This window comes from Vibrio sp. G-C-1 (assembly GCF_021728015.1).
GTDB classification, from domain to species: Bacteria; Pseudomonadota; Gammaproteobacteria; order Enterobacterales; family Vibrionaceae; genus Vibrio; species Vibrio splendidus.
Genome location: NZ_JAKKCR010000015.1, coordinates 47,786 through 59,927, shown reverse-complemented (window position 1 = coordinate 59,927; position 12,142 = coordinate 47,786). Strand labels below are relative to the sequence as shown.

The 12,142-nt window shown below is 44.8% G+C and carries 11 protein-coding genes; 5 read left to right on the top strand and 6 right to left on the bottom strand.

Translation table 11 applies throughout. The annotated features are described in order from the left end of the window. Positions 1 to 57 precede the first annotated feature (57 nt). The 5 genes from L3V36_RS19540 to yjbE all read right to left on the bottom strand — a co-directional run bounded on the left by L3V36_RS19540 (position 58) and on the right by yjbE (position 6,227). Positions 58 to 1,194, bottom strand: coding sequence for a polysaccharide export protein (locus L3V36_RS19540; RefSeq protein WP_208775542.1), 1,137 nt, complete (start codon positions 1,192 to 1,194; stop codon positions 58 to 60). A 905-nt stretch (positions 1,195 to 2,099) separates the two neighbouring features. Continuing rightward, entirely contained in the window at positions 2,100 to 4,373 is a 2,274-nt protein-coding gene (locus tag L3V36_RS19535) for a YjbH domain-containing protein (RefSeq protein ID WP_208775541.1), read from the bottom strand. Continuing rightward, positions 4,373 to 5,191, bottom strand: a complete 819-nt coding sequence (locus L3V36_RS19530; RefSeq protein WP_208775539.1) for a capsule biosynthesis GfcC family protein — start codon at positions 5,189 to 5,191, stop codon at positions 4,373 to 4,375. Before L3V36_RS19530 ends, L3V36_RS19535 begins: the two co-directional genes overlap by 1 nt. Positions 5,192 to 5,196: 5 nt before the next feature. Further along, positions 5,197 to 5,910: a YjbF family lipoprotein gene (locus L3V36_RS19525; RefSeq protein ID WP_208775537.1), complete on the bottom strand. Its 714-nt coding sequence runs from the start codon at positions 5,908 to 5,910 to the stop codon at positions 5,197 to 5,199. A gap of 101 nt (positions 5,911 to 6,011) precedes the next feature. Beyond that, positions 6,012 to 6,227, bottom strand: coding sequence for an exopolysaccharide production protein YjbE (gene yjbE, locus L3V36_RS19520; protein ID WP_020477202.1), 216 nt, complete (start codon positions 6,225 to 6,227; stop codon positions 6,012 to 6,014). Positions 6,228 to 6,477: 250 nt separating this feature from the next. Here yjbE and L3V36_RS19515 point away from each other — a divergent pair, with 250 nt between their 5' ends. The 5 genes from L3V36_RS19515 to L3V36_RS19495 all read left to right on the top strand — a co-directional run bounded on the left by L3V36_RS19515 (position 6,478) and on the right by L3V36_RS19495 (position 11,225). Further along, positions 6,478 to 6,912: a rhodanese-like domain-containing protein gene (locus L3V36_RS19515; protein ID WP_012603060.1), complete on the top strand. Its 435-nt coding sequence runs from the start codon at positions 6,478 to 6,480 to the stop codon at positions 6,910 to 6,912. Between the two features lie 116 nt (positions 6,913 to 7,028). Further along, a complete protein-coding gene (secB, locus tag L3V36_RS19510) occupies positions 7,029 to 7,505 on the top strand; it encodes a protein-export chaperone SecB (protein WP_004733234.1) in 477 nt (158 codons plus the stop codon). Between the two features lie 305 nt (positions 7,506 to 7,810). Next, complete coding sequence (gpsA, locus tag L3V36_RS19505; protein ID WP_065682060.1) at positions 7,811 to 8,893, top strand: NAD(P)H-dependent glycerol-3-phosphate dehydrogenase; 1,083 nt, start codon at positions 7,811 to 7,813, stop codon at positions 8,891 to 8,893. Positions 8,894 to 9,146: 253 nt separating this feature from the next. Then, on the top strand, positions 9,147 to 9,968 hold the full coding sequence (gene cysE / locus L3V36_RS19500) for a serine O-acetyltransferase (protein ID WP_009847961.1): 822 nt from the start codon (positions 9,147 to 9,149) through the stop codon (positions 9,966 to 9,968). 105 nt (positions 9,969 to 10,073) lie between these two features. After that, positions 10,074 to 11,225: a peptidoglycan DD-metalloendopeptidase family protein gene (locus L3V36_RS19495; protein WP_208775536.1), complete on the top strand. Its 1,152-nt coding sequence runs from the start codon at positions 10,074 to 10,076 to the stop codon at positions 11,223 to 11,225. 216 nt (positions 11,226 to 11,441) lie between these two features. Here the strand turns inward: L3V36_RS19495 and L3V36_RS19490 are convergent, their stop codons facing one another. Continuing rightward, positions 11,442 to 12,077 (bottom strand): TetR/AcrR family transcriptional regulator, encoded by a 636-nt coding sequence (locus L3V36_RS19490; RefSeq protein ID WP_061023740.1) that lies wholly within the window; start codon positions 12,075 to 12,077, stop codon positions 11,442 to 11,444. Positions 12,078 to 12,142: the final 65 nt, after the last annotated feature.

Here is a 12,142-nt window from a genome sequence, read left to right as displayed (position 1 = left end):
ATAAACATAAAAATCAGGTCACACGTAAATGTGACCTGATGACTGCTCTACCTTAGCCTATGGCCAAGTGCGGACACGTAACGCACCTTCGGTTAAATTGTTAAACCCGTTAATGGTTGGTAGCAACTGCCCGACAACACGATTCCAACGACTAATAGGGGCTGCCGTGACATAAACAATATCGTAAGGTTTTAAATCAAACTCGGTGCCAATCACCAACGCAGAGGCATCTTCTATATTCAGTTGGTAGATGTCCGCCATGCGCTCTGATTTATCATCAGAAGTACGAATCACAAACACACCTGTTGCATCAGCGGTCAGTTCATTGATTCCGCCAACATTACTGAGTGCTTCTGTCAGGCTCATGCCTACACGATCAATCTTCAATAACTTAGGTTCTTTAACTTCCCCCATCACGAAGACTTTCTGCTTATCATTACGCGGCACGTGAACGATATCCCCCGCTTGCAGTAAGCGGTTTTGCGTTAGGTCACCACGTTGCATCAAGCCATAAAGTGAAAGGTTCTCTTCCACACCATTGCGCGTTAGTGAAACATTACGCCAATCAGCGTCTTCAGACAAACCACCAGAACGGTTCACGGCATCGAGTAACGTTAAAGGGATGTTGGTAATTGCTTGCTGGCCAGGTTTTGACACCTCACCAGTAATGTAGGTTTTCTTAGATCGGAAAGCCGCGACGTTAACATCAACCTGAGGGCTTTCGATGTACTTGGCTAAGCGAGTCGCAATATCGGCACGCACTTCACGCACGGTTTTGCCTGCGACTTCGACGGTACCAATGTAAGGGTAAAAGATGGTGCCATCAGCATGAACCCAGTTACCCGCTTCTGTGCTGCTACGGTAAGAACCGGCAGGAATCGTCAGTTCAGGGTGATCCCAAATGGTAATGTTTAAAATGTCACCGATGCCCACTTGGTATTCATATTTGGCGATATCAATATCAAGCTCAGGGTTGGCTTGTGAAACCGATAAAGATTCATTTCGGTAGCTTGATACAGATTGAGCCGTCAATGGGTAAAGATTAACCACATCAGAGATGTCAGATTCTTGCTGTTCTTCAGAAGGAAGAATCACATTCTTATTGTCGGTAGAAAGGTGGCTCCCTGGAGTGGTACACCCTGCCAGTAATGCAGGAAGGAGCGCTAAAAGGAGGCGATTTTTATTAATCTTCATGTTTACCAATTCATAGAAACGGAATGTGTCTGGCGCCTAAAAGGACATCCAAAGAATAGAGGTATTTTGATTTCATCAGTTACACAAGAGGGAGTTCGGGGGAAGTAGCAAGATATGACTCCCATTTAAATAAGTGGGGGAAATGCTACCGCCCTTTGATAATCCGCGACATCACACTGCGTAACTTATTTGATTTACTCACTTAGCTGGCCCAAAAAGACGCTGAAAATTGAACAGGGCTATCTAACTAACTGAGCAACTAAACGTCGCAAAAAATACCACTGCACACGGTTAGTTTAATTCGTGAACATTATCCACAATTTATGCTTATTATCAACCTAGTTGAATGGTTTTAGGTGTAGATAAGAGCAGATTCGGGATGCGAGTAAACGAGATACGAAGAGCCTAAGGGCAGATGCGAGTGAACGAGTGACGAAGAGCTTAAGGGCTCAAGAGCAGATGAGAGTAGCGAGATACGAGTAAACGAAGAGCCAAGAGCAGGTTAAACCGTAACGGGATGCTTTTAGCTCCTCCCCTTTATCACAGGTGCAGCTTGGCAGAAAATACCAACATAAGGGGAGGCTGGGAGGGGTTGGTAACACATAGATTAACATCCCCCTCTAACTCCCCCTTTGATGAACATCACCGCTCACAAACGAACGGCGTTCAAGGGGGAGAACCAAAAGATAGGCTTTCGTAGGCTCAATTTCTCTCACCTACTTTGAAGCTCTTCAAGACCCGATCACCCGAATCTCGTTGCTGATTTTTAGATCTTTGTACCCGTTACTCGATAACCCGATACCGCTCTTTCCCTGCTCTTCGTATCTCGCTACTCGTTACCCGAATCTATCTTTTCTCGCTCTTCGCTACCCGTTTACCCGCATCTCGATACTGCTCTTTCCGCTCTACTTAACGCTACTTGGTCTTTGGAACCAAGGTGAGCGAGCGTCGGTTTGGTCGAACAAGTTGTATTGCTTATTCAAGACTTGTCCACCATCACGAGTCAGCGGTTGCCATGTGAATTGTGAACGGCTTGAGCTCGGCTTAACCGTGATTAGATCGAATGGGATCGATACGTAAAAGCCTTTGGTGTAACTGCCTTCACCGTATTCTTCAGTGGTCATGTCGGTTAAGCTAACAAAGGCACCAGCGATAACACCGCTCTTGAACTGCTTAGAGAAATCAATACGAGTACCAATATCTCCCGCTAAGAATTTACCCACACCCACTTTAAATAAAGTGTCACTTAAGAAATCCCACTGCGGCATGTAGTAGCCGGTAACAAATCCAGTGGTGCCTTTATCAATCACCTTGTAGTAAGCCTGATCTTTTTCATGGTATTGCAGTTCTTCATCAAACGTACCAAACCAACTTTCTGGGTCTCGCTGGCTGATGGCTGTCGCGTCGGCACCAATTGCCCAGTTACTGTTGTATGGGCGGTAAAGTATTTCACCACCTACACCTGCAAACATGCTCTCTAGGTAACCACCGTAAGCCTGAGTGTAGATACCACTGCCATAGTCTTCAAACCACGTCAGCTGCAAGCGGTCTAAACGAACAGGCTCGTCAACGTAAGAACGGAAAAGCGTTCGCACTCGTGGCGTTTGCGCAGTGCCATCTGTTGGAATTTCATAATTAAACTTATCGTAGTTGTCGATCAAGTTGATATACAAAGAACCAGACAGCTCAATGTTGTTGGTCGCCCAGAAAGACGCATTAGTGTATAAGCCTAGAGCATATAGGTAAAAATCTTCCGCTGAGCCAAAAGATTGTGCCAAGTTAGGCGCGACAGACACATCGAAACGTTCTCTGCCGTCGTGATAAGCGATCGCCGATTTCGATTCGACATCACTTGGCTGTGCAGCGTCTTGAATATCCGAGTCCAAATACTGGTATGTAGCGACTTGCTTAAATTGATTGGCATCGATAGCGGTTTGATTTAACTCGCCAGCGTTGCTGGTTTCAACGATCTTATAGGTGTCAATATAGTCAGGGACATGGTTAGCAATAACCGTTGCCCCACGTTCCAGCGCGACCTCTCGATTGCGGTATTTCACCTGCTCGCCTTTCACAATCAACGTATTGTCGTCGACTAAGATCTGCGCTTGCTCATAACCCGCGACGGTATCAAGCTCCTGGGTCAACTGGGCCAGTTCAACGTCATCCATGCTGCTTGCTTCGCTTGGTCGCAAAGTGGCCGCTTCGGTATCTCGCCACACCGAGGCTATTTGATTAAAGTTGGTGGTTAAGTCAAAGCCCATGGTTAAGGTGTCACCACGCTCATAACTCACTTTTGCCGTTGCCCAATCAGTAAAACGGTACACAGCACCCACGTTCCATGGCGTATGTTGTGTCATTTCGACACCACCACGCATAACTGGGAAATCTTGTGAATAGTCATTGCTGTCGTATTCAAGCTTGAACGTTAATGGCTTGTAAGGCGTTTGATATTCTAAACCACCATAAATCGCCGCATCGCCTTTAAACCAACGCTCAAAATCGACCATCCCTCCGTTACCTTTCGTATCTGACTCACGCTCACAGAATTTATCACTGGCTTTACAGAACGGATTGGTAATATTACCACTGGTGCCCATGTAGCCCCAGCCCATGCCTAACGTGACATCAAGTGGGCCAAATTGCTTGCTCGCCGCAACAAATTCACCATCAAACAACCCTGTGCCACCAAAGTCACGCACTCCGACAGAAAGCTCCGGCAAATAGTAGCCTTCTTCCATTAAGCGAACTTTAAAATCGATGCCTTTATCAGTGTACTTAGTACAACCACTGAATGAGTTTTGCGAGCAATCTTGATTCCCGCCACCGCTATAAAGCAGATCTTGAACTTGCGTATAGCGAATGGTGGTTTCTAACCAAGGCATCAATTGCAGGCTAACGTTATAAAAATAATATTCGTTATTGAACGATGCACTTAGGTTGAATTCACCCTCCGGAGCCATACGTGCGGTAGGCATTTGCATTAAACCCACCCCACCAAAATTGGTTTGAGAGTGCTTTAGCGTTGGCGTACTAAAGCCAGAAACCTCGACTTGAGAAGGTAGCTCTTGCGTGGTGGCAGAAAGGTATTGCGCATTAACAGCAAAACTGCTGACAGCCAGTAAGGTACCCGTAATCGAACTTGCGAGCAGGGTTAATGGAAATGATTGAGTAGCCGACATTACAGATTAACCTTATGACGTAGAAGTTCGACAATGTCTTGATTCAAAGTGGAAAACTCAGAAGGGAGCGAATCAAAGGCGATAAAAATAATAGCACCGGGAGCAAAATAAGCAGGCTTACTGTTCCAGTAGGCATAACTGATTTCATTCACCTGCCCATCGGGTTGGATGACAAATGCCGTGCTGTTATCAGCAATATCTAGCAGCTGGCCTTTTGGCAACCGCGTTAAATAGTTATCTAGCTGAGCGTGTTCAACCAAAGGCAGCGTCTGAGCTTGCTTTACTGCACCAACTACATTCACAGAGGTTGGGCGAGCGGTTAGATATAACTCAAAGTGCTGATGTTCCGCTGATTTAGGCGAAGCTGGCTTTTTTGATGCAACAGTTGGCTTTTTTGAAACCAATAAGGGATTCTTATCTGCCTGAGACATCACTGCGTTTTGGTCTAACTCAACAAAGTAGCGTGCTTGATAATCAAAAGATTCGAGCTGCTTAATCACAGATTTTGCTTGTGGCTCTTGTAAAGAAAAATGCTTGAGCTTATCCAACACCTGTTGTTTTACGTTCTCTACCTGCGGTTGAGCATTGCGATCAAATAACTGGGCAGACAGCGGGAAGTACCCTAGCGCGCCATTCGTATTGGCATCCGTTAATACTTGTTCTAAGCGCGTAGGTTGCGAATATTGCAGCGTGATACCTTGTACCGGTAACTCGACCGTAAGCACTGGAACTTGGCTTTGAGCCATGACAAGCGGTGGCACTAGAACGCTACAAACCGTAAGTACTGCTGTATACCCTAGTTTTTTTAAATAATTCATTTTATTCACTCACCACTTTGTTCTTTAATTTGATTGGGCTTTGACTTCTTCGTTTGATAAGGCTTTAGCAAGGTCAGCTCTAAACGGGTCATCTCAGGGCCAAGGTATTGAACCGTTTTGACGACCTGTCCCTTGTTGTTTACCCAATATAAATTCTCAATATCTTGTCCTAGGGCCGGGTAACGGATCTGCTCGACAAACTTGCGCGTTGCAATGTTCGCAATCGGGGTTTGTACGGTTTCGTCATTAAGATATGTTCGAACGATGTTTGCACTGTAGCCAAATCGGTAATCGGGTTGCCAATCGTAGGTAGCTTGCCACTCTTGAGCCTTGGGCGTTGCCGACAAATCAAAACTTGGCACCAATGCATTGGCCGGTTTAACGGTTAAACCAGATAGATTTTCATAAGGCAGTAATAAGGTTTGAACCACTCGTCCATTTTCCGTCACGATCATGGCTTTGTCTGATGACATCCATTTGAGTTGCTCAACCCCTGTTGCTGGGTTTTGACCAACAAAAGCCAACACCATGAAAATCTTACCTTGGTCGTTAATTTCGGCATAGATACTAGCGTAAGGCAGATCTTGAATATATTCGGCCGTGGTACTGACGTCGGCATCACCAAAGAGAGCTTCATTGAATGTGGAATTAAGATCTTGGAACTGTTGTGAGCAACCAGTAACTAGCAGCCCTAAAAATACGATAAGCGGTTTGATCATGATTATTTTGCTTCCTAGCGAGGCGATTTAGGACACACTGATATAAAAAAACCATTTTATGCTTTCACATAAAATGGTTTTATACAGACTACAAATAAGAACTATTTAGTTGTAGTTGTAGTTGTAGCGCCGCCGTCGTTAGAAGCAACAGCAACTGCTGCGCCTACTGCGACTGCTGCAGTTGTTACTGCTACTGTTGTTGCTGTACCCGCTGCTGCTGTTGATGCGCCAGCACCTGCTGCTGCACCTTCTGTTGCTGCAAAAACACCGCCAGAGAAGCTAACAGCTAGTGCTGCCGCTAAAGCCATTTTTTTCATAATGATTCCCATTAATATAAACGTTTATATGCTGAGGTTAAGAATGTCCTCAACTGATTGTTCAGCTTAAACAATCAATTGATAATATTAGTGAATAAATGTGTTCAAGTAAATGCATAATTTGTAGGCAGATATCATTTTATATATCCCCTGCCATCACAACCCTATGCTTCCTCTGTATTCTCCTATCCTTTATCGCTATACTCCTGACCTATAGTTTTTCGCCCAATAACGAATAAGAGTTCAAGATATGCAAGAGTTAGTGCCATTTGTTCAAGAGAATATGATTTTAGCCATCGTATGGATCGGCTTGGTTGTTGCCATCATTGCGAACGTTATCAAGACATCAAACGCAGCCTACAAAGAGATCACGGCCGCGCAAACCACACACATGATTAACCGTGAAAACGGTATTGTGGTTGATATTCGTACTAAGGATGAGTTCAAAAAGGGCCATATTACGGACGCAGTTCACATTTTGCCGTCAGACATCAAAGCAAATAGCTTTGGTAGCCTTGAAAGCCACAAAGCAGACCCAATCATCGTAGTATGCAAGACAGGTCAAACTGCTCAAGAAAGCGCTAACCTACTGGTTAAAGCAGGTTTCGAAAACGTAAGCGTACTGAAAAGCGGCTTAGTGGCTTGGAGCGAAGCTAACCTTCCTTTAGTTAAAGGCAAGAAGTAGTTAAAGGTAAGAAATAAGTTAAAGGCAAGAAGCGGCTGACCGATAAACTAACTTTCAGGCTCTGTTCGATAAATACAATGAACAGAGTCTAATTTAAAATTTTTAAGGACAAGAAAATGGCTGAAGCAGCACAACAAGACGCACAACAAAACTTCGCAATCCAACGTATCTTCCTAAAAGACGTCTCTTTCGAAGCGCCAAACTCTCCAGACATGTTTCAAAAAGAGTGGAACCCAGATGTAAAACTGGACCTAGACACTCAAAGCCGTGAGCTTGGCGAAGGCGTTTACGAAGTCATCCTACGTCTAACGGTTACGGTTAAGAACGCAGAAGACACTGCATTCCTTTGTGAAGTTCAACAAGGCGGCATCTTCTCTGCTAGCGAAATGGAAGCTGGCCAACTGGCTCATTGCCTAGGTGCATTCTGCCCGAACATCCTGTTCCCATACGCTCGTGAAACGATTTCTAGCCTAGTGGTTAAAGGTACGTTCCCACAACTGAACCTAGCGCCAGTAAACTTTGATGCTTTGTTCATGAACTACCTACAAAACCAAGCTCAGCAAGCTGAACAAACTGAAGGCGAGCAAGCTTAAGCTTTCAAATAGAGCTTAGGTTTTCAAATAGAGCTTAAGTTTTCAAGTAGAGCTTAAGTTTCGAAATAGAACTACTCTGACTAATGCTCAAATCGCTTATTTTTAAGAAGCTGGGCTTTTATTAGATAGCTAGTTTTCGTTAAATAGTTAGCTTTTAAATGCACATCGTAGCTTCTGCGATGTGCATTTTTTATTTACACTGTATTTTGATAGAGAGATTTTTCTTCTTAGTAGATCTCTTTTTCTGCTTAGTAAAGAGTTTCTCCCGAACTCCTCGATTTCCCTCATTATTTTTAGGTGGAAGCATGACAGAAACAACTCGCCCGACTCACGCGAAAGCCGCTTACGGTAAAGATAGCGCTTACGGTAAAGACAGCGCTTACGGTAAAGACATTGCGATGACAGTGATAGGCGCAGGTTCTTATGGGACATCTTTAGCGATATCTCTAGCGCGTAACGGTGCCAATGTTGTTCTTTGGGGACATGACCCTGTTCATATGGCTCGCCTTGAATCTGAGCGTGCGAACAATGAGTTTCTACCAAATATCGCTTTCCCAGACAGCTTAATTATTGAGTCAGATATAGAAAAAGCCGTGACTTCAAGCCGAGACCTTTTGGTTGTCGTTCCAAGCCACGTGTTTGGTATCGTTTTAAATAGCCTTAAGCCTCACTTAACAGAGAACTCTCGAATCTGTTGGGCGACCAAAGGCTTAGAGCCAGAAACAGGCCGCCTACTTAAAGATGTCGCTCACGATGTACTTGGTGATGGGTACTCGTTAGCGGTTCTATCAGGGCCTACTTTTGCCAAAGAGTTAGCGATGGGTATGCCAACGGCTATCTCTGTCGCTTCACCTGATGAAGTTTTCTTAGAAGAGCTGCAAGAAAAAATTCATTGCGGCAAAACATTCCGCGTGTATGCAAACTCAGATTTCATTGGTATGCAGCTTGGCGGCGCAGTGAAGAATGTTATCGCAATTGGCGCAGGCATGTCGGATGGTATTGGCTTTGGTGCCAATGCACGTACCGCACTTATCACTCGCGGTTTAGCTGAGATGAGCCGATTAGGTGCAGCTCTCGGCGCACAACCAGAAACCTTCATGGGTATGGCTGGATTGGGTGACCTAGTACTAACGTGTACTGATAACCAATCACGCAACCGTCGCTTTGGTTTGGCACTTGGCGCAGGCAAAGATGTAGATACCGCACAAGAAGAAATTGGCCAAGTCGTTGAAGGTTATCGCAACACTAAAGAAGTTTGGTTATTATCAGAACGCATGGGCGTTGAGATGCCAATTGTTGAACAAATTTATCAAGTGTTGTATCAAGGGAAAGATGCACACTTAGCAGCACAAGATCTACTTGCACGAGATAAGAAGTCAGAAAGATAGAAGAGCAGATACGGGATTCGAGTAAACGAGATGCGAAAAGAGTAAAAGCAGATACGAGATTCGGGTAAACGAGATGCGAAGAGAGTAAAAGCGGATTGAGCGCTTAAAGAAGGCTGTTTTTCGTTATCCGCATCTCGCTACTCTAATCTGTTCTTTACATCTCGTTCTTCGTATCTCGAATCTCGGTTACTCGCATCTGCTCTTATCGCTCTTCGAATCTAGCATCTGCCCCTTAAAAATAATGGATGGTAAAATGAAACACTGTGAACAACAAAAAGTTTGGCAATGCATTGTGAAGGAAGCTCGACAGCAGTCGGAGCAAGAACCTATGCTTGCGAGTTTTTATCATGCCACGATCATCAACCATGAAAGTTTAGGCGCTGCGCTCAGTTACATCCTAGCAAACAAGCTAAAGACGGCTTCAATGCCAGCAATGGCGGTGCGTGAAGTGGTTGAACAAGCATTCAAGCAGGACCAATCTATTATTGATGCTGCCGCTTGTGATATCTGCGCGACGGTAAATCGAGATCCTGCGGTCGAGATGTACTCGATGCCTCTGCTTTACCTGAAAGGCTACCACGCTCTGCAAGGCTACCGAGTGGCTAACTGGTTGTGGAAGCAAGGCCGTATCGCACTTGCCACTTACCTACAAAACCAAATCTCTGTGGCTTGCCAAGTGGATATTCACCCAGCTGCTCGTATCGGTAAAGCTATCATGCTCGACCACGCGACAGGTATTGTGATTGGTGAAACAGCCGTCGTTGAAAATGATGTATCTATCCTTCAAGACGTTACCCTAGGTGGTACGGGTAAAGAAGGTGGTGATCGCCACCCTAAAATCCGCGAAGGCGTAATGATTGGTGCCGGCGCTAAAATTCTCGGCAACATTGAAGTGGGTGAAGGCGCGAAGATTGGTTCTTGCTCTGTGGTTCTTCAGGCAGTTCCACCTCATACAACAGTCGCTGGGGTTCCTGCAAAAATTGTTGGCAAACCGAAAACAGACAAACCCTCTTTAGATATGGACCAAGGGTTCAATGGTCGCTCTCAGAACTTCATCCATGGTGATGGGATTTAAGAGTAGATGCGGGATGCGAGTAACCGAGATACGAAAAGCTTAAAAGCAGATGCGGGATTCGATTCAGCGAAATTCGAAAAATTAAGAGCAGATGAATACAACTAAATGACGATAATGATGAAACAAATTCGAGCCATTAGCCGGACTCTTCTGATATCTACCAGCCTTTGCGCTGCTCTTTTATCTACATCGTTATTTGCCGCCTCTCAGGGGGAACTGAAAGGCGTATCAAGCGAAATATCTCGCCAACAAAAAAACCTTTCCTCACAGCAGAAAAAACTCGATAGCCTACAGGCAAACCTCAAGAAACAAGAGCTGTCGATTGTGTCGCTTGAAAAGGCGATTCTAGACAGTAAAAAGCAACTCAATACCGCCAATGCAAATCTTGCCAACTTAGACACCAAGATTAAAGCGCTCACAGCACAGAAAAAAATCCATACCGACAAGTTAGAACAACTGATTCAGACTTACTACATGACAAGTCGAGCTAAAGCGTCTTCTCACATCCTCAACACTGGCGTGGAAGAAGATCGCATCAGTCACTATTACCAACACCTTGCCAAAGCGCGCTCCGCAACAATCAAAACGATTGAACAGACGCAACTTGAATTAGAAGAAAGCCACAAACAGCGTCAACTTGAGCAAGAACAGATAGCATCACTGTTAAAACAGCAAACCACCAAGCGCGATACGTTAGCCAAAACCCAAACACAACGTAAGAAAACGGTTGGTAGCATCAAAAAAAACATCTCGGGTGATAAAAATTACTTGGCGGAGCTTCAGCGAAATGAAACTCGCCTAAAAGCTGAAATAGCGAAAGCAGAGAAAGCAGCTCGCGAGAGACGTAATGCCGTTCCTATGGATGGGTTAGCCAAACGTAAAGGCAAACTGCCTTGGCCAATCAAAGACAAAGTTCTGCATAACTACGGCTCACGCCAAACGGGTCAAATTAACTGGAAAGGCATGGTGATCAAAGCTAAGTACGGCCAGCAAGTTAAGTCTGTTTATTCAGGCACGGTGGTTTTTGCTGAGTACTTACGCGGTTATGGTTTAGTAGTACTGCTTGATCACGGTAAAGGCGATATGACGCTCTATGGCTTTAACCAAGCACTTTTAAAGAAAGAAGGTGACAAAGTTAAAGCGGGCGAAGCGATTGCACTTGCTGGTAATACTGGCGGCCAAACGCGCCCATCACTGTATTTTGAAATTCGAAGAAACAGCCAAGCTCAGAATCCAAAGAGTTGGTTAGTTCGATAAAGAGCAGATACGGAATTCGAGTAAACGAGATGCGAAGAGCTTAAAAGCAGATGCGGGATGCGAAGAGCTTAAAGAGACGCCAGGTTCGAGTCTCCTAAATACGAAAAGCTTAAAGCAGATGCAAGGTTAGAGTAAAATGTTACATGAAAAACGCTAGCCTAGTCGTCGCTCTACCCTGCTTTTCGTTACTCGTATCTCGATTACCCGCATCTGGCGTTAGCTGTTCAAAGCCCTTACACCATCTTCCAACAATGTCAGCTGCTCAAAGCCTTGAGCTGTCGCAATCGGTTTAACGGTCGCGATCATCTGCAGCATTCCTTGATGTACAACTTGCTCTGTAATTTGAGCTTTTGGAGACATCGCAGACTGATACGCCAACCAACCCGATGCGATCAAGTGAAGAGAAGTGACCATCGACTTCATTTCCGTATCCGTTGCTTTGAGCAAGTTCAACTCAACGAAGGCTCTCATAATATCCACAAGATTCGTTTGCAGCTTTTCTTGTACGGCCATGTAATCAAGGTGGAGTTTTTCATCACGTGACAATATTTCAGGTAAGTTCGCATAGAAGAATCGGTACTTCCACATCAACGTGAAGATAGAATCTAAGTAACGCTTTAGTAGCGTCAGGCTTTCTTGTTGCCCTTGAATCGGTGTGAACCTTTCAAGCAGCTCTGTTGAATAGAGCGTAAAGATGTCGCGTACAATTTCTTGTTTGTTACGGAAGTGGTAGTAGAGGTTACCAGGGCTAATCTCGATATGCTCAGCAATATGATTGGTCGTAATACTACGCTCACCGTGCTCATTAAAAAGCTCTAGAGCAGCGTAAACAATCTTGTCACGTGTTTTCATTAGTTATTAGTATCCCTATCCGTTTAGTGGTTCAGTATATCGCCACTAAGCGGATAGATCGAGCT

Bases quoted from the DNA above. Each gene is read 5' to 3' on its own strand.
- L3V36_RS19540 (WP_208775542.1), bottom strand. From the start codon at position 1,194: ATGAAGATTAATAAAAATCGCCTCCTTTTAGCGCTCCTTCCTGCATTA.
- L3V36_RS19535 (WP_208775541.1), bottom strand. From the start codon at position 4,373: ATGTCGGCTACTCAATCATTTCCATTAACCCTGCTCGCAAGTTCGATT.
- L3V36_RS19530 (WP_208775539.1), bottom strand. From the start codon at position 5,191: ATGAATTATTTAAAAAAACTAGGGTATACAGCAGTACTTACGGTTTGT.
- L3V36_RS19525 (WP_208775537.1), bottom strand. From the start codon at position 5,910: ATGATCAAACCGCTTATCGTATTTTTAGGGCTGCTAGTTACTGGTTGC.
- yjbE (WP_020477202.1), bottom strand. From the start codon at position 6,227: ATGAAAAAAATGGCTTTAGCGGCAGCACTAGCTGTTAGCTTCTCTGGC.
- L3V36_RS19515 (WP_012603060.1), top strand. From the start codon at position 6,478: ATGCAAGAGTTAGTGCCATTTGTTCAAGAGAATATGATTTTAGCCATC.
- secB (WP_004733234.1), top strand. From the start codon at position 7,029: ATGGCTGAAGCAGCACAACAAGACGCACAACAAAACTTCGCAATCCAA.
- gpsA (WP_065682060.1), top strand. From the start codon at position 7,811: ATGACAGAAACAACTCGCCCGACTCACGCGAAAGCCGCTTACGGTAAA.
- cysE (WP_009847961.1), top strand. From the start codon at position 9,147: ATGAAACACTGTGAACAACAAAAAGTTTGGCAATGCATTGTGAAGGAA.
- L3V36_RS19495 (WP_208775536.1), top strand. From the start codon at position 10,074: ATGACGATAATGATGAAACAAATTCGAGCCATTAGCCGGACTCTTCTG.
- L3V36_RS19490 (WP_061023740.1), bottom strand. From the start codon at position 12,077: ATGAAAACACGTGACAAGATTGTTTACGCTGCTCTAGAGCTTTTTAAT.